Genomic DNA, 17,256 nt, shown 5'->3' with positions numbered 1-17,256 from the left:
TTCACCCCTGATCCGCCCAGACCACCTTCAGCGCGATCTCCTTCGCGCCGCAGATCAAGCGGGGATCCAGAATCTGGCTCTTCGCGTAGTCTATCGAGAACTCCTTGGTCGCACGAAGGAAATGTTCGAGCGCGATCTTGACTTCCAGGCGGGCCAGGGAGGCCCCCAGGCAGTAGTGGATTCCGTTGCCCAGCGCGAGATGCGGGTTCGGCGAGCGTTCGATGTCGAAGGTGTCGGGATCCGAGAACTGCCGCGGATCGCGGTTGGCGGCGGTGAGCCACACCGAAACCTTCTGCCCCGCAGGGATTTCGTGCCGCCCGACGGTGACCGGCTTGGTGGTCAGCCGGGCGATTCGCGTCGCCTGGCTGCGGTACCGCATGGTCTCCTCGATCGCGTTGTCGAGCAGGCTGGAGTCGGCGCGCAGCCGATCCGCGGCCGCCGGGTGCTGGTCCAAGCAGATGATCGCGTTGGCCAGCGTCTGGGTACCACCGCCTTCGCCGGTGGCGAGCAACAGCGCGGTGAGGCCGGCGATCTCGTCGTCCGTCGGAGCCGCACCGTCTATTTCGGACTCGACCAGCTTCGTGAGGAGGTCGTTGCGGGGATTCGGACGCCGGTCTTCGATCTGCTCGTGGAGGACCCGGTTCATCTCCCGGGTCAAGGTGGCGAAGATCGCCACCTTGTTCTCCTCCTCGGACGGTGCGGTGATGGACAGCAGCACCCGCAACCAGTGCCCGAACAGCTTGCGCTCACCGCTCGGAATCCCCACCATTTCAGCGATCACGGTCGACATCACGGGGAACACGTAGGCGTCCACGAACGGGACCGAGTTCTTCGCCCGGAGTTCTGCCAGGAACTTCGTCGCGACGGCGTTGATCGTCGGCGCCAACTCGTTGACGAACCGCGGCGTGAACACCTGGTTGACGAGCGCGCGCAGTTGCCGGTGTCGCGGCGGGTCCATCCACGAGAGGTTGCCGGTGCCGAAGAGCTTCAGCGCGGAGCTCTCCGGCACGTCCGTCACGGAATTCGAGAAATCGACGTGGTTGGACAGCACCTCCACCGCTTCGGCGTATCCGAACACGTGCCATTCACCGCTCTGCGGGGCGCGCTGGACGGGATCGCGCTCGCACATGTCGCGGAACCAGGTGAGGAGTTCATCCTGCTCAGCAGGAGGATTCGTCCATTCTGCCGTTCGGGTGGTCACTATCGCTGTCCCTTTCAGTTCGGCCACTGCCGCTGGGTGCCGCCCAACAGGTGCGCCATCGACCGCCGCACCAGGTCGGCGCGCATCTGCGGGGTGGTCAGGCTTTCTGCTCCGAATCCGATGTAGACGGTGTCCTCGGTGGTGATCCCGGCACCCGCGGTGATTCCGCGGTCGCGGCGTTCCCAGTTGTTCACCATCGGCGGGCTGCCCGCCGGCGGGCCGCCGATGGTCCAGCCACCGAGTCCGTCCTCGAACGACGTCTCCGCTGCGGTCGTCCCGTCGAGGGTGACCCGGACGTCATCGAGGAAGACGCCCGCCACCGGAATGCCGTCGTCGCCGATGCTGGACAGCGAGATCTCCACCTGCTTGCCCGCGTAGGCGCTCAGGTCGAGCTTCCACTCCTGCCAGCCGCCGGAGTCACCGGTCGCCGCGTGCCAGGCCCCCGACGAGCCGGTCGGCTCGCAGTTCGCTCCCTGGTAGTGCTGGACGAACGGGTGGATCGACCGCCAGCCGCCCGGGCAGCTTCCGCCGGTCGACTGGACGGTGTGCCCGCCCTTGTCCGGCAGCGTCGTCCAATCGTCCTGGCCGACCGTGCGCGCTTCGACGGCGAAGTAGTCGAAATCCGCCTCGGTTTTCATCGACACCCAGAACGACAGTTCCCCGGACGACTTGCCGGTCAGGTCGATGGTCCTGGTCAACCGCGTCCAGGCGCCGTCGGTGGGGCCGCTGTACACCTGCGACGTGCCGGAGTGCGGATCCGTCGGTCCCGGACCGTCCCATCCGAGCTGCGCGGAGCCGGCGAACTGCGGGAACTGCTCGGGCGGCAGGAACTGCGATGTGGCCAGGTAGGCGGCGGTGTGGCTGGGCCGAAGGGTGGCCGCGAAGCCGTCGAACCCGCCACCGCGCCCCGCGAGGGCGTAGGGCTTCGCCTTGCCCGGGTCGGTGCCGCCGTTGTCGAAGAAGAGGTAGGCGCCCAGGTAGTACTGCTGGAAGTCGTTGAACACCGGGATGCACTGCGGCTCGTCCGGTGCGACGCACTCACCGAGTTCAGGATGCGGTTGGTAGGTGAACGCACCGTCGTTGTTCTGGGCGTACGAGGGGTTCTTGCCGGTGTGCAGCAGCTTTCCGCCCTCGTTCAGGTAGTCCCGCACCGCCAGCTCGGTCCGCACACCGGCGCGCGAAATGGTCCCGGGTTGCTGCCCCTTGTCGCGCGGGACGACGTCGTCGCCGGTTTCCCAGATCACCGCCTTGTAATGGCTGAGCACGCCGAGCGGGTGCGGCGCGTTCCGGCCACGCGCGTCCATGTCGTAGACGTCGGCGGAGTATCCGGCCCGTTCCAGCGCCGCGACATAATCGCCGGCGTACTTGGCCTTGTCACCCTGCTGGTCCGGATCGGTGCCGGTGACGTCCTCCGCGGCCAGGACGAGCACGTCGCCGCCGATGTCATCGGCGACGGTGTAGGTGAACTCCTCGCTCCGCCCGCTCTGCGCGATGAACCACACCGTCACCTCGTCGCCGGGCTTCGCGCCGGTCACCTTTCCGCGCATCCGGTGGAAGTACGTGTCGTAGCCCTTGCCGTAGCGCTCTCCGCCCGCCCACTCCTCGGTGGGCACCGAGATGTCCGGACCCTTGTTGATCTCGTAGTGGAGTTGGACCGGGCCGAGTTCACGCTTGGCATCGACCTGGACTTCCTGGTCCGTTCCGTAGCTCACGTCGAAGCCGTCCACGACGAAGTCGGGTGCCTCGTTTCCCAGGTGGCTCACGGGGTTGGCCGGGTCCGGGGCCGACTTCGCGAGATCGAGCGCGAAGGGGAGGTTCTTCTCGAACTCCTCCTGCACCAGGCGGTCGTCGTCCGGGAACACGAAGCCACAACCGTCGCAGCCCTCTTCGAGCTCCGCGGTCCAGGCGATCGTGCCGTACGCGCCGTGGGCGTGGTCGACCGTCTCACCGTTGTTGGTGTCGGTGGAGGCATCGGGATCGAAGCCCGGCACCGCCGGGTTGGCGTAGTCCCCGGCGAGCGCCGAGTAGACCGGGTCATCGGCGGTCTTGGTGGCGATCTGCCAACGCGCCGGGCGGAGCAGCATCCCGGCGTAGGAGTGGTAGTTGATCTGGAACCTGAACTTGATCCTGCTCAGCAAGCCGTCCATCGCACGGGTCTCCGGCTCGCTGTTCGGCCCGGTGCCTCGGTACCGCTGGCTGCCGGGCGGCCGCGACGACCCCTCGTCGTCGTAGCCGAAGTTGGTGGCGAAGTTCCGGTTGAGGTCGACGCCGTCGGCGTTGGTGATCTTCCCGTCGCCGTCGTTGTCCCGCAGGTTCTTGCGCCACAACCGGTTTCCCTCGGTGAAAGTGAAGTCGTAGCCGTCGGGGTTCATCACCGGGACGAACCACAGCTCTGTGCTGTTCAGCAGCTCGGCGAACGCCTGCCGGTCCCCGACCACGCGCTTCAGCAGCCGCATGTCGACCTCGGTGGAAATCCACTCGCGGGCGTGCTGGGTGGCCGAGTACAGGACGGCCGGCCTGCTCCCGTCCGGCAGGGCGCGGGCCCCCGCCGTCACCTTCACCGCCAGGATGTCCCTTCCCTGCACGGATTTTCCGATGCTCACGAGTTTGACGAGATCCGGGTTGCGCTGAGCGATCTCGGTGAGCTGATCGGCGATGCCCCCCGGTTCCGAGTACGACCGCCAGACCTGGTAGCCGGACGCCGCCTGAGCTCCCGCCGCCACGGCCTGCGTCCGCCCCTGCGGATCCCGGACAGGTTCGGCTTCGAGGCCGAGGTTCGCCACCACGTCGAGGTCGGACCTCGTCGCCGTCAGCTCGACGCGCTCCGCATCACCCGCCGCTTCGGACCGGATGACGTCCAAGCCGAGTTCCCGGAGCTTTCCACCGGTGCCGCGCGGCGCATCGAGTCCGTACAGCTCGACCGCCTGACCCGCCGACGATTCCACTGATTGCGCCGGGATCGCGGGAACCGCGACCGCCAGCCCCAGAATCAGCGCGCTGATCAGGGATGCGCTTCGCGACAAGGTCTGCCCCTTTCGGAACCAGGGTCTGTTCAATCATTGGGCGTCAACCGCCTGCGGTACGGGATTCGGAACTGCGCCCACCTCGCCGAGATTCGCCGCACGGACGACCTCGACCTGGCGACTCGGCATTCATGATGCCGGGATTCCGCTGTCGAGAGTTTTCGCTGCCCGCATTTCTGCGGAAATCAATCTCGAAGCAGTTCTCAGGACTGGTCTTTGGAAATCGGTGGTGCGCACGAGGTCTGATTCCACCCCAGCACTGGTTCCACCCGGCGGGGGCGAGAATCCCTTTCCAGCAACACCGATCGCGAGAACGGTCGATCAGGAATGCGATCCGCTGCCGTCTCGCTCATCGGCCATCCACCGCGTCCCGGCGGGAGCCGAACGGCTCCGCTTCCGCATCACGGCGCGCACACGCGGAAACCGATGTCGTAGGAGCTGTAGTCGGGATGCGAGTAGACGCGGACCCAGGAGAGAACTCCGCGCGGGTCGCAGTTGTTGTAGAAGGAGCCACCTCGAACGACTTTCAGGTCGAACTTGCCGAGCTTGGTCGTGATGCGCTGATTCTTGTTCTCGTCGAAGGGATACCGGTGCCACCCGTTGGACATCCATTCCCAGACGTTGCCGGCGATGTCCTCCACGCCGTGCGGTCCGGCCGCGTCGGGAAACTTGCCGATGGGCGAGGTGTCCCCGACGTGCATGGTGTGGTTGCAGCTCGACGTCGTGGGCGGCTCGTCGCCCCACGGGTACAACCTGCCATCCGTCCCGCGAGCCGCCTTCTCCCATTCGGCCTCGTTGGGCAGGCGGGTGCCGGACCACTCGCAGTACGCGAGGCAATCGTGGTGGCTGACGTGCGTCACGGGATGATCGTCCTTGTCGGCGATGTCCGACTCAGGACCGTGCGGGTGCCGCCACGACGCGCCCTTGAGGTCGAACCACAGGTGGTCCTGATCCGGCGTCGTGATGTCCTCACCACCGAGCCACACCCAGCTGCTCCCTGAGCGCTCCGCAGTGGTCACGTAGGAAGTCTCCGCCACGAAACGCGCGAAGTCGGCCACCGACACCGGTTTACGCGCGATCCGGAAAGCATCCACCTCGACCGTGTGCGCCGGCGAGGCGGCCAGCGGCTTCCCGTCCGCCCTGCGTTCATCCGAGCCCATCAGGAAGGGTCCGGCCGGAATCGTCACCCACTCATGGGTTTCCAGGGTCGCGGCCGTCGCTTGCTCGCTCGTCAGCTCCGTCACAGGTCCTCCTTGGTCGTTGCGGATGACAGGGGTTTCCCCGGATCGGGATCGGGATCGACCTCGTCGATCGACCGCAGGCGTAGTACAGCTCCGGTGAGCAGCGCGGTCGCCCCGATGGTCGAGACGACTGCTCCGACGAAGATCGTGGCCGCCACGCCGACGAAGGTCGCGAGAGCGCCACCGAGCAGGTATCCGAAGGGCGTCGGCCCCTGGAACGTCATCCGCATCGTCGCGTGCACGCGGCCCTGGAGTTCGTCCGGCGTGCGCTTCTGCCGGTAGGTGAGCTGGTTGATGTCGTAGAAGGCGTTGGTGGCGCCGGTGATGATGTTGATCCCGACCAGGACCACGACGGCGAAGCCGAGCATCGCCAGCGGGGTCAGCAGCTCGATCCCCATCCCCAGCAGCACCGAGAAGGCCATGGTGCGCCCGAATCCGAGCCACCGCGTCACCCGCGGCAGCAGGATCGCCCCGACCGCGAACGAGACACCGGTGACCGCCAACACGAATCCCACCTGGCCGGGCGGCAGGTGCAGCGAGTTGTAGATGAAGACCAGGTAGACGGACTGGATGATGGCCTGGCCGAAGTCGCACATCGCATTGGTGAGCGCGACCCTGGCCAGCACGGGGCTCCGCCGCACGTACACGAGGCCTTCGCGGATCTCCGCGAACAGGACGCCGATGCGGAGGGTCGAGTTGTTCCGCCGCGGTTCCTTGACCCGCACGAGGACGACGGCGGCCGCGGAGACGAGGTAGGACACCGCATCGACCACGAGCGTCCGGGCGGGCCCGAGGAACTCGATGAGCAGACCGCCCACGCTGGGCCCGGCCGTCTGCGCGACCGAATTCGTCGCGCCGAGCCGCGAGTTCGCGGTCAGCAGGTGCTCTTTGGCGACGACGTGCGGAATGAACGACATGAACGTGATGTCGAAGAAAACGGTGAAGGTCCCGACCACGAACGCGACCGCGTAGATGATCCACATGTGGTGGAGTCCGGCCAGGTAGGTCCCCGCCAGGGTGGCGATCGCGGCGAATCTGGCGACATCGCACACGACGAGCACGGCTCGCCGGGGAAGCCGGTCCACCAACGGCCCCGCCAAGAGGGAGAACAGGGTGAACGGGACGACTTCGAGCGCTCCGACGACGCTCGCCTCGAAGGGCGTCGCGTGGTAGACCAGGATGGCCAGCGTCGGAATCGCCAGCAGTGAGATCTGGGAGCCGAGTTGGCTGGTTCCCGTGCCTATCCAGATCTTCAGGAAGTTGGTTCTGGAGCGGGCCATCAGCGCGTTCTCGCTGGTGCCGTTCGTCACGACGTGAACCTCGTATTCGACGAAACCGATGCGGATCGCGGGTCGTGCTGCCCGTCGAGGTAGTACTGCCACGCCGCGGACAGCGGGGCGCTACCGCAGTGCAGCAGGCGATCGTGGAAATTCCGGAGTTCCCACCTGCTCGTCCCCACTTCGATCCTCTTTCTCCATTCACGGATGCGCAGTTTGCCCAGGGTGTACATGGCCCCGGTGGCGTCTGCCGCCACGATCAGGACCTCTCGCGCCGCTCGCTCCGGCGACCAGTCGCACAGCGCGGCGGCCCGTTCCGCGGCTTCAGCCAGCGTCCACCGTCCTATGTGGACCGACAGGAAGACGAGCAGCCGCGTGGCCGCCTCCAGCGCGGACTTCAGCTGGGCGACCTCGACGAGTGGTCGGCCCTCGGCGAGCCCCCGCTCGATCGCGAGTTCCTCGACGTAGTGCGCCCAGCCCTCGGTGAATCCGGGGAACCACGGGATGCAGGTGCGGATCATGCTCGGTCCGCGGGAGGACGCTTCTACCTGCACGTAATGGCCCACGAAGGCTTCGTGGACCGCGATCACCTCGAGCATCGGGTCGTTCAGGTACTCCCGCCGCAGGCTCGCCCCGTGCGCGGCCGATTCGGGCGGTTCCGGGACGTAGAGGATGTGCGGTTGCCTGACCTCGTCCAGCGGGGCGGAAATGCTGAACTCGACCCGGGCGGCCCCGGCAAGCTGCGGTGCGCGTCGGACTTCGAGGGGATTCACCGTCTCCACGGAGACGATGTCCTGCCGCACCCAGAAGTCCTTCATCCGCTGCATTGTCGAGTTCAGGGATTCCAGCACCGACCCATCGGAAACCTGGTCGGCCATGAGCGCGTAGGCCTCCGGCCGCTGCCCGACGCCGAGTTTCGCGGCGGCCGAGTCCAGCGCCGAGGCGATCGCGTCGACTTCGGCGCTCGCCTCCGCCAGGAGATCGTCGACCGGATGCTCGATCCCCTCCGCAGCTTGCAGGAATTCGGCGAGTACCTCCGGCCCGAACAACGCCTTGGCCGGCGCCGTCTTCGCCACGGCCCCGGCGAAGTCCTCGCAGGCCGCGGCCGCGGCCGAAGCCGCGGCCGCGAGTCCCTCCCCCGCGAGCTCGGGGTGGTCCAGGGCCAGCCGGCCCGCGATGTCGCGAAGGTTGACGGCCTGCGCCCGCGCCTGCTCCACACCGCTCAGGCGTTCTCCCGCCGGCAGCCTGGTCGGCAGCGTTCTGGCCGCACGTTCCAGGAAATCGGGGAGCCGCACCAGGTGCCCCTCGACAGCGGCCAGCCGCTCGGCGAGCGGCGTGTGCGGATTCCTCAGGTAGACCGAGACGTTCGTCTCCGCGAGCACCTCCAGCGGACCGAGGTGGACGCGGCCGAGTCCGGCCACCCGGAAGCGCTCGTCCGCCAAGATTCCCAAGGCCGCGCCCAGGTCGGCGCGGACCTCGGGATCCGCTTGTTCCGGAAGCGAACCGAGCCGGCTCGTCGCGGCCGCTCGCAGGTGATCGAGATCGGTCGCCGAACGCCCGTCGAGAGCCGGGAGGCAACCGTCGAACTCATGCCGCCCGACCCGTCTGGCGATGTGCGGGTAGTGCTCGAAGACGTATTCCACAACATCGGACACCGACGCCGTCGCGGCACCGTCCGGTTGAGTTGACAGAGTTGACAAACAAGAGCCCCGCTTTCACACCGCCGAACAGGGACCGGACCTGGCCTAGGACTCTTCTCCGCCGGGTGTCGCGTCGGCCGAAGCGGAGTCCTCCTCCTCCCCATAGACCACGTCGTCGTCCAACTTGGCGAGCATCTCCCGCAATTCCTCGGGCGAGAGGGAGTTCAGTTCATCCGCATCTACGAGCTGCGACAGAATCATTCTTCCTCCGAGTGAGACCGGACGGCCAAACTAAAAACCATCTTTAAAAGTACTCTGCTGATGTATACGTGGGTCGGCATTTCACCCTTATCGGATGGGCAGGTGTCGTGTGTGCGATGCGCTGTTCACGAGTGCCCCTCCAACGTCAAGGGGGTTTCGCATTGCCGCCACGACAACCTCGCGCCGCCCTTGACCCGGAGCCGCTGCAGCTCCCGTGAGGGCACCTCGCGGACCAGGCCAGGGGCCCGCCCTCCGCGGGCACGACGCCGAATGGAGCGATCCACCCGCGCGAGCCGGATTCGCGAAAGAAGCAGGACGGCATGAAAAATTAGGAAAAGACCAGGTAGGACTACTGGACCGACTGCCGTTCCATCGCTTCGCGCACGCTTTTCGGACGCATGTCGGTCCAGACCTGTTCGATGTGGTTCAGGCACTCCTCCCGGGACCGCGCCGGTTCGATGGCTCGCCAGCCCGTCGGCAAGTCACGACGGGCAGGCCAGATCGAGTACTGCTCTTCGTCGTTGACCACGACGAAGTAGTCGATGGTTTCATCATCAAACATCGCAGTTACCTCCCCAGGTACCCGCCGGCAATCTAATCGGACAAACCGCCGCGGGGTCCACTATCGACTACTGCTTTTGACCAAAGTCGACTGTCGGTTGATCACGAAAACATAGCCGCGCCGTGATAGGACGTCAAGTGCTCGCCGACGCCTAGAAATGTGCTATACAGTCGCTTGGTCGGCCGCCGCCGCGCACCATACTGCAAAAGGCGCAGCAGATCTTTGAACGCGACACCAGTTCCACACCAACGGTTTCCAATGAAGCACTGCACGTTCGCCCGTGCTCACCAACAAATTCTACTAATAAGAGTTAACACTCTTAGACCATTCGTCCCACAGGAGACCTACCCATGCGGTGGAGCGATATTCACGTCAAGGCCGGTGCCGTTGCGTTGGGCCGCAGGGAGGACACCGCGACCGCCGTGGCGGACGGGCGGTACGACCCCGACTACTGCGCAGCGCACGCCTACGAGTCCGTGTGCGTGGCGAAGGACGACGAACTCGCCTTGGACCTGGCAGTCGACGCGGCACGGCGGGCGTTGTCGAGATCCGGCGTGGACTCCGCCGCCATCAAGCTGGTCGTCTACGTCAGCTCCACGCCCGGTGGGCCGGACGGCATCGTGCCCGCGTCCTACCTCCAGGGCAAGGCCGTCGGCGTGGGCACGGCCAGCGCGCTAGAAGTGCGGCAGACCTGCAACGGTGGGCTCGCCGCTCTGGAACTCGCCGCCGCGTACCTTTCCGCCGCACCCGCGGGGTGGTCGGCCTTGATCGCCACGAGCGACAAGCACCAGTTGCCGGGCGCCGAGCGCTACCGCTCCGATCCGGGGAACCTGGACGCCGACGGTGCCGCCGCCTTGGTCCTCTCGCGAGGCAGCGGCGTGGCCAGAATCCTTTCCACAGTGGTCCTCGGGGACGGGCGGTTCAGCGACGTGGTCCTCGACGGCCCGCAGAACTACGCGAACCGGCAGGAGTTCCTCGCGGAACAACGCCGACGGCTGCAACCGATGTTGGCCTCCGCGTCCGCGCTGCAGCGGGAGAGCGTCGCCACCGCGCTGGCGGAAGCGGGAGTGCTCAGCGCCGAGATCAACCGGTGGGTGTTCGCGAACGTGGGCCGCATGATGGTCGACCAGGAGTTCCGCAAGGAATTCGGCATCGAGGAGTCGAGAACGACCTGGGATTGGGGCCGGACGGTCGGGCACACCGGCACGGCCGATCAGTTCGCCGGCCTGACGCATCTGCTGGAGACCGGTGCGGTGCACGTCGGTGACCGGGTCGCCCTGTGCGGCAACGGTGTCGGTTTCAGCCACGGCTGTGCGGTCGTGGACATCGTCGACGAGCCGGAATGGTCAGCCGATGGGCAGGACTGACTCCGCCCCCGGCGCTGGAACGCGCCGCGGCGGACCCGCTGCGGTCCTGGCCGCACCGAGCGCGTTCGCCGAGCGCTCACCACCGCAGCACCGAGCCGGCGATCCACGCTGTCCTCGCGGTCAACTCCGCTGATGCAAAGCCGAACAGGAGGAGCATGACAACCACGGCCCCGTTCTCGCCCGTCGACGTCCGCCCGCAGCTGTCTCCCGCGGAGTTCTACGCCGAGTACGCGAACAAGAAACCCGTCCTGATGAAAGGGGCGATCGCCGACTTCCCCGCCGCGTCGCGCTGGTCGGTGGAACACCTCGCAGAACTGGCCCCGGACCTGGAGGTGCGGCTGAAGACCGGCTTGGTGTCCGAGGGCCGCACCGCCACGGCGCGCCTGGCGGACTACTGCCAGGCGGTGACCGAATGGGAGCAGAAGACGCCCGCCGAGCAGGACGCCGCTCAGCCGCCCGCGTACCTGCACGACATCCCCCTGCTGTCGCTGATTCCGGAGCTGCGACGCGACTTGCAGCCATTTCCGGCCGAGTTCTTACCCGAGTTCTTCCGGGACGAGTGGTGGGCGTTCACCCAGTTCTTCGTCGGCCCCTCGCGCGCGTTGACGCCCCTGCACTTCGACACGCTGCTCACCCACAACCTCTTCTTCCAGATCCACGGCAGCAAGCGGTGGGTCCTGATCGACGCCGCCGACCGCGACCTCTGCTACACCTACAACTGGCGGTGGTCGCCGGTCGATCCGGATGCGCCCGACTTCGAGCGGTTCCCACGATTCCGCGGTGCCCGGATCCGGACCTGCGTGGTGGAGGCGGGCGACCTGTTCTACATGCCCCCGGGCACCCTGCACAAGGTCACCTCGTTGACCGCGTCGGTGTCGTTCAACATCGACTGGCACGACCGCCTGAGCTCGCGCCGCGGCCTGACCGCGGTCCGCCACGGCATGCCGCTCCAGAACCTGCGCTACAACCTGCTGTTCGCGCTCGGCCTCTGGGCGCGGATTCCGCATCGGGTGCTGATGCCGGCCCTCAAGTCCTACTTCACCTACATCTCTTGAGCAGCGACGAAGACAGCGGACACGGGTCAAACGGATGACGACATGAGCATCTTCGAACAACTCGAATCCGAGGTGCGCAGCTACTGCCGCGGCTGGCCGGTGGTGTTCGACCGGGCGTCGGGCAGCCGGATCTACGCCGAGGACGGAAGGCCGTACCTGGACTTCTTCGCCGGCGCGGGCGCCCTGAACTACGGGCACAACAACCCCGTCCTCAAGCAGGCGCTGATCGACTACCTCGCGCGGGACGGGGTGACCCACGCGCTGGACATGTTCACCGCCGCCAAGCGGGATCTGCTGGTGACGCTGGAAGAGAAGATCTTCGCACCGCGCGAGTTGTCGTACCGGGTGGTCTTCCCCGGGCCGGGCGGGACGAACGCGGTGGAGGCGGCGCTGAAGCTGGCGCGCAAGGTGACCGGCAGGAAGCAGGTCGTCCACTTCACCAACGGATTCCACGGCATGACGCTCGGCGCGTTGTCGGCGACCGGCAACTCCCTGCACCGCAGGGGTGCCGGGGTTCCGCTGGTGCACGCCACTCCGATGCCCTTCGACCGCTACTTCGACGACTCGTTTCCCTACCTGGGCTACTTCGAGCGGCTGCTGGACGACCCTGGCAGCGGCCTCGACGAGCCGGCCGCCGTGATCGTGGAGACCGTGCAGGGCGAGGGCGGGATCAACGCCGCCAGCGCGGAATGGTTGCGCGGGCTCCAAGAGCTGTGCCGGTCGCACGGCATCCTGGTGATCGTCGACGACGTGCAGATGGGCTGCGGGCGCACCGGGCCGTTCTTCAGCTTCGAGGACGCCGGCATCGAACCGGACCTCGTCTGCCTGTCGAAATCCATTGGCGGCTACGGGCTTCCGATGGCGCTCACGTTGATCAAGCCGGAGCTGGACGTGTGGGAGCCGGGTGAGCACAACGGCACCTTCCGCGGTGTCAGCCCCGCGTTCGTGACCGCCGCCGAGGCGCTGCGCGTCTACTGGAGCGACGACGAGTTGGAGAAGTCCACCCGGGCCAAGGGCGAGCGCGTCGGAATCGGCCTGCAGAACGTCGTCGAGCGCTTCCCCGAGGCGGGTCTGGTGGCCAAGGGCCGCGGCCTGGCTCGCGGGCTGGAGTTCAGCGGCGGCGAACTCGCCGGCCAGGTCTGCGCCGCCGCGTTCGAAAGAGGCCTGCTGCTGGAGACCTCGGGCCCCGGCGGCGAAGTGGTGAAACTGCTGCCGCCGCTCACGCTCACCGACGCCGAAGTCGATGAAGGGCTGGAAATCATCGCGGAGTCGGTGAAGTCCGCGCTCGTCGGCGGCCGGTGAACCGTCCCGCCGCCTGACTCACGACCTGATGGAGATGCCTTGACCAATCCGCCCCAGACCACGACGCTCGTCGACCTCCTGTTGCGCTCGACGGAGCGCTACCCCGATCTGCCGGCCGCCAGCGACGACGAGCTGTCGATAACCTACGCGGAGCTGGATCGACGATCCCGGGCAGTCGCCGGGCTGCTGCGAAGCCGCGGTGTTCAGCTGGGAGACCGGGTCGGCCTCTACATCGACAGGTCGGTCGACGTCGTGGTGGCGATCCTGGGCATCCTCCGCGCCGGTGCCGCCTACGTCGCCGTCGACAGCCGCTACCCCGATGCGCGGCGTGACCTGATGCTGCGGGCCAGCGGCGCGAAGACCGTGATCACCCGGCCGGACTGGCGCGACCGGCTCGGCGAGGTCGACGCGGACATCGTCACGCTGGAGGAGGCGACCGACGACGCTTGCGCCCAGGACGGGCCTGCCGGGCCCAACGACGCGGCCAGCGTGTTGTTCACCTCGGGCTCTTCGGGCGAGCCCAAGGCCATCGTGCTGGAACACCGCAACATCGTGTCGTTCGCGACCAACCCGAGTCTGCCCGCCCTGCGTCCCGGCGACCGCACCGGGCAGATCTCCAGCTTGTCCTTCGACGCCTTCCACTTCGAGATGTGGACGACCCTGGCCAGCGGCGCGGAGATGGTGGTGCTGCCGCCGGTTCCCGACCTGCTCGCCGCGGACTTCCAGCGAGAGCTCAAGCGCAGGCGGATCACCGCGATGCTGGTGCCGACGATGGTGCTCAACCACGTGGTGTGGGAGGACCGGGATGCCTTCGCCGCGCTGCGCATCCTGCAGGCCGGCGGCGACGTCATCCTCCCGTCCGCCTGCCGGGATCTGCTGGGCGGCAAGTTCGACGGCGAGCTGTACAACCTGTACGGCCCGGCCGAGATCACCACCGCCTGCACCGCTCATCTCGTCGGCGAGGCCGACCTGGCCGGGGACTCCATCCCGATCGGGCGCGCCCTGCACGGGGTCAGCACCTACGTGCTCGACCCGGGCGGGCAGCCGGTGCCGGCCGGTGAGGTGGGCGAGCTCCACGTCGGTGGGCCGGGCGTGGCGCGCGGCTACCTGGACCGCCCCGACCTCACCGTCGAGCGATTCCTGCCCGACCCGTTCGGCGATTCCGGCACGCTCTACCGCACCGGAGACCTCGTGCGAGAACGGCCCGATGGCGTACTGGAGTTCGTCGGCCGAGCCGATGACCAGGTCAAGATCAGGGGCTACCGGGTCGAACCCGGCGACGTGGAGCGCAACCTGCGCCGCCATTCCGACGTCCACGACGCCGTCGTGCTGGCGACCGGCGAGGATTCCGATCGCAGCCTGGTCGCCTTCGTGGTGCTCAACGACGCCGTGACCATCAAGAAGCTGCGCCAGTACGCCGAAGCGGAACTGCCTGACTACCTGGTGCCGAGCGAGTTCGTCGTGCTTCCCGCCATCCCCGCCAACGAGAACGGCAAGCGCGATCTCGACGCCCTGCACGAGGAGTTGGATCAGCTCCGTTCCCGCCGCGAGAACTACGCCGCCCCGGCCACCGACACCGAGCGCTACCTGGCCGAGATGTGGGCCGGCTTGCTGGCCGTCGAGAACGTCGGCCGCGACGACGACTTCTTCCAGCTCGGAGGGCATTCGCTGATGGCCTTCCGGTTGAACACCAAGATCAAACGCGACCTGGGGATCACGTTGGACCACAAGGCCATCCTGCGCAATCCGGTGCTCGGCCACATCGCGTCGTTGATCGACGAGGCGAAAACCCTCGCGGACCGGTCATGAGCATGCGGTTGGAGATCGACCTGACCGACGTCGACATGTTCGTCCGCGGCGAGCACCTCGCCGCATTCGAGCACCTCCGGGCCCACGAACCCATCTACCGCAACGAATCCGCCGAAGGCGGCCGGTTCTGGGCGCTCACCCGCTACGACGACGTGCTGTGGGCCTACGGCAACCACGCGGTGTTCGGTTCCGAGCACGGCGCGATCCTCGGCGGTTCGTTCCGCAGCGAAGCGGACACGGCGGGCGGGAAGATGCTCGTCGCCACGGATGTGCCGCGGCACCGCCTGCTCAAGCAGCAGATCCACCCCGCGATGTCGGCGGCCGTGACGGCGCGCGTCGCCGATCAGGTGCGCGAGCTGGTGAACGCCGCGGTGGATCGGGCCATCGCCGACGGCGGCTGCGACTTCGCCACCGAACTGGCCACCGAACTGCCCGCGGGCGCCCTGATGGTGGTCATGGGCATCGGCCGGCAGGACGCCCACCACCTCATCGGACTGACGCGGCGGATGATCGGCTTCCGCGACGAGACGTTCGTCGACATCGGCGAGGACGCCCGGCTGCGGCTGGCCTGGCTCCAGGCGGAGATCTTCGAGTTCTTCGCCGACCTGGTCGACGAGCGCCGCTCGAAGCCGGGCGCGGACCTGGTGAGCATCCTGCTGGGTGCGGAGATCAACGGCCGGCGGCTGTCTGAGGAGGAGATCTTCTACAACTGCATGAACGTCGCGGTGGGCGGCAACGAGACCTCATCCTACACCGCGTGCACCGGAATGCTCGCCCTCGTCGAACACCCGGAGCAGTACGACCGGTTGTTGTCCGCGCCCGAGCTGACCAAGGACGCGATCGAGGAGATGCTGCGGTGGAGCTCGACCAACGCCTACGTGCAGCGGGTCGCCAAGGCCGATGTGCGGCGCGGCGACGTGCTCATCCGAGCGGGAGACTCGGTGACACTTTGGAACGTGTCGGCCAACCGGGACGAGGCGCAGTTCCCGGACGCGGACGTGTTCGACATCGGCCGGACGCCCAACCGCCATCTGTCCTACGGCGCCGGCATCCACCGGTGCATCGGGGCGCCGATCGCCGCGGCCGAGCTCTCCCTGCTGTTCGACCGGATCGTCGCCGATCGCGTGCGCTTCGAGCCGGCCGGCGAGCCGCAGCGGTTGCGCTCGAACTTCATCCTCGGCATGACCCGGCTGCCGTTGAAGGTCAGCGCTGCCTGACCCGCCCGCGCCGCGGATTTCGTTGGAACAGCACCGAAAGGGAGGACATGTGGAGCGGGTTGCGATCGTCTACGACGTCGGCGCGGCGACTCCGTTGGAGATCCTGACGAGCCTGGCCGACCTGGTCGAACCGGTGTTCGTGCTGCCCGAATCCGACCACAACCGGCAGGTCGCCGACCTGCTCGCAGACCTGGCGGTGGTCGCCTCGCCCGGCGACCTCGCGGATTTCGGGCCACGCGGCATCATGACGTTCAGCGACTTCCAGCTGGAGGCGACGGCCGAGCTCGCGGCCGGCCTCGGGCTGCCGTTCCACACCACGGCGGTGGCGCACGACCTCACCAGGAAGTACTCGCAGCGCACGATCCTCAACGAGCACGGCGTGGACCACATCGCGACCGCTCTCGTCGTGGATCGCGAGTCGGCCGAGCACGCCGCCGAGATCGTGCCGCTGCCGGGCGTCCTCAAACCGAACCGGGGTTTCGGCGGCACGCACACGTATCCCATCGATTCACCGGCAGAACTCTTCGATGTCGTGGCGAAGTCGATCGAACCGCAGGGGTGCGCCCCGGACGACGGATTCGTGTTGGAGACACGCCTGTTCGGCGACCGGGTGGAACCGCCATGGGGCAGCTACGTGTCGGTGGAGAGCGTTGTCCGCGGTGGGCAGATCCACCACCTCGGCATCACCGGGAAGTTGGCGTTGTCGCCGCCGTTCCGTGAGCAGGGCAGCTACCTGCCCGCCCGCCTGCCTGACTCCGCCCAGGACGCCGCGCTGGACCTGACCGGCCGCGCCCTCACCGCGCTGGAAGTGGGTGATTCGATCTGCCACACCGAGCTGATGTTGACCGCCGGAGGCCCGCGGATCATCGAGGTCAACGGCCGGCTCGGGCATCCGATCCACGACCTGTTCCACCGCGGCCACGGCATCGACCTGATCCAGCTCGCCGCGGAGATCGCGCTCGGCCGCGACCTGTCGACCAAGGTCGGCCCGTGCGACGGCGTCGTATACCACTACTTCGGACTCCCGCCGATGGAGGCGCGCCGGCTGGTCGAACTGCCAGGGCTGGCAACGGCCCGCGCACTGCCCGAAGTGGACCAGCTCGAACTGCTGATGCCCACGCAGTCGGCGGTCGATTGGCGGCGCGGCTTCCAGGAGCGGATCTACACCTGCCGCGGAACCGTGCGCACTCACGACGAGTTGGCGGCATTCGTGCAGAACATCGATCAGGTGCTGGCGCCACGGTACGAATAGCCACCCGCCCACGACCGGAGCACCGGGCGGCCGCTCCTCCCCCGCCCTA

13 protein-coding genes are annotated in these 17,256 nt (G+C 67.4%); 6 read left to right on the top strand and 7 right to left on the bottom strand.

Features of this window, described 5'->3' with window-relative positions; all coding sequences use genetic code 11:
* Nucleotide 1 precedes the first annotated feature (1 nt).
* From BLW84_RS13495 to BLW84_RS13470, 7 genes are all read right to left on the bottom strand, one after another.
* Nucleotides 2–1,201: a cytochrome P450 gene (locus BLW84_RS13495; protein ID WP_143060939.1), complete on the bottom strand. Its 1,200-nt coding sequence runs from the start codon at nucleotides 1,199–1,201 to the stop codon at nucleotides 2–4.
* Nucleotides 1,202–1,215: 14 nt separating this feature from the next.
* Nucleotides 1,216–4,224 carry a M14 family metallopeptidase gene (locus BLW84_RS13490; RefSeq protein ID WP_218157312.1) on the bottom strand — a complete coding sequence of 1,003 codons (3,009 nt, stop codon included), beginning with the start codon at nucleotides 4,222–4,224 and terminating at the stop codon, nucleotides 1,216–1,218.
* 401 nt (nucleotides 4,225–4,625) lie between these two features.
* Nucleotides 4,626–5,468: a formylglycine-generating enzyme family protein gene (locus BLW84_RS13485; RefSeq protein WP_093265427.1), complete on the bottom strand. Its 843-nt coding sequence runs from the start codon at nucleotides 5,466–5,468 to the stop codon at nucleotides 4,626–4,628.
* Nucleotides 5,465–6,775, bottom strand: a complete 1,311-nt coding sequence (locus tag BLW84_RS13480) for an MFS transporter (protein WP_093265426.1) — start codon at nucleotides 6,773–6,775, stop codon at nucleotides 5,465–5,467. Before BLW84_RS13480 ends, BLW84_RS13485 begins: the two co-directional genes overlap by 4 nt.
* A complete protein-coding gene (locus BLW84_RS13475) occupies nucleotides 6,772–8,397 on the bottom strand; it encodes a DUF885 family protein (protein WP_177226444.1) in 1,626 nt (541 codons plus the stop codon). Before BLW84_RS13475 ends, BLW84_RS13480 begins: the two co-directional genes overlap by 4 nt.
* A 90-nt stretch (nucleotides 8,398–8,487) precedes the next feature.
* Nucleotides 8,488–8,643: a hypothetical protein gene (locus BLW84_RS47425; protein WP_177226443.1), complete on the bottom strand. Its 156-nt coding sequence runs from the start codon at nucleotides 8,641–8,643 to the stop codon at nucleotides 8,488–8,490.
* Between the two features lie 349 nt (nucleotides 8,644–8,992).
* Nucleotides 8,993–9,205, bottom strand: coding sequence for an MbtH family protein (locus tag BLW84_RS13470; RefSeq protein WP_093265423.1), 213 nt, complete (start codon nucleotides 9,203–9,205; stop codon nucleotides 8,993–8,995).
* A gap of 350 nt (nucleotides 9,206–9,555) precedes the next feature.
* On the opposite strand from BLW84_RS13470, the gene BLW84_RS13465 reads away from it, so the two are divergent.
* The 6 genes from BLW84_RS13465 to BLW84_RS13440 all read left to right on the top strand — a co-directional run bounded on the left by BLW84_RS13465 (nucleotide 9,556) and on the right by BLW84_RS13440 (nucleotide 17,207).
* Complete coding sequence (locus BLW84_RS13465) at nucleotides 9,556–10,572, top strand: ketoacyl-ACP synthase III family protein (protein WP_093265421.1); 1,017 nt, start codon at nucleotides 9,556–9,558, stop codon at nucleotides 10,570–10,572.
* A 155-nt stretch (nucleotides 10,573–10,727) separates the two neighbouring features.
* Nucleotides 10,728–11,627 carry a cupin-like domain-containing protein gene (locus tag BLW84_RS13460; RefSeq protein ID WP_177226442.1) on the top strand — a complete coding sequence of 300 codons (900 nt, stop codon included), beginning with the start codon at nucleotides 10,728–10,730 and terminating at the stop codon, nucleotides 11,625–11,627.
* 42 nt (nucleotides 11,628–11,669) lie between these two features.
* Nucleotides 11,670–12,929, top strand: a complete 1,260-nt coding sequence (gene ectB, locus BLW84_RS13455) for a diaminobutyrate--2-oxoglutarate transaminase (RefSeq protein ID WP_093265418.1) — start codon at nucleotides 11,670–11,672, stop codon at nucleotides 12,927–12,929.
* A 39-nt stretch (nucleotides 12,930–12,968) separates the two neighbouring features.
* Entirely contained in the window at nucleotides 12,969–14,738 is a 1,770-nt protein-coding gene (locus BLW84_RS13450; RefSeq protein ID WP_093265417.1) for a non-ribosomal peptide synthetase, read from the top strand.
* Nucleotides 14,735–15,955, top strand: coding sequence for a cytochrome P450 (locus tag BLW84_RS13445; RefSeq protein WP_093265415.1), 1,221 nt, complete (start codon nucleotides 14,735–14,737; stop codon nucleotides 15,953–15,955). Before BLW84_RS13450 ends, BLW84_RS13445 begins: the two co-directional genes overlap by 4 nt.
* Before the next feature lie 49 nt (nucleotides 15,956–16,004).
* Nucleotides 16,005–17,207, top strand: coding sequence for an ATP-grasp domain-containing protein (locus BLW84_RS13440; protein ID WP_093265414.1), 1,203 nt, complete (start codon nucleotides 16,005–16,007; stop codon nucleotides 17,205–17,207).
* Nucleotides 17,208–17,256 lie beyond the last annotated feature (49 nt).

This window comes from Saccharopolyspora shandongensis, assembly GCF_900106995.1.
Taxonomy (GTDB): Bacteria; Actinomycetota; Actinomycetes; order Mycobacteriales; family Pseudonocardiaceae; genus Saccharopolyspora; species Saccharopolyspora shandongensis.
The sequence above is the reverse complement of the archived record's forward strand: the minus strand, read 5'-3'. Positions and strand labels throughout refer to the sequence as shown.

Coding starts and splice junctions, on each gene's coding strand:
- BLW84_RS47425 (WP_177226443.1), bottom strand. CDS start 8,643: ATGATTCTGTCGCAGCTCGTAGATGCGGATGAACTGAACTCCCTCTCG.
- BLW84_RS13470 (WP_093265423.1), bottom strand. CDS start 9,205: ATGTTTGATGATGAAACCATCGACTACTTCGTCGTGGTCAACGACGAA.
- BLW84_RS13465 (WP_093265421.1), top strand. CDS start 9,556: ATGCGGTGGAGCGATATTCACGTCAAGGCCGGTGCCGTTGCGTTGGGC.
- BLW84_RS13460 (WP_177226442.1), top strand. CDS start 10,728: ATGACAACCACGGCCCCGTTCTCGCCCGTCGACGTCCGCCCGCAGCTG.
- ectB (WP_093265418.1), top strand. CDS start 11,670: ATGAGCATCTTCGAACAACTCGAATCCGAGGTGCGCAGCTACTGCCGC.
- BLW84_RS13445 (WP_093265415.1), top strand. CDS start 14,735: ATGAGCATGCGGTTGGAGATCGACCTGACCGACGTCGACATGTTCGTC.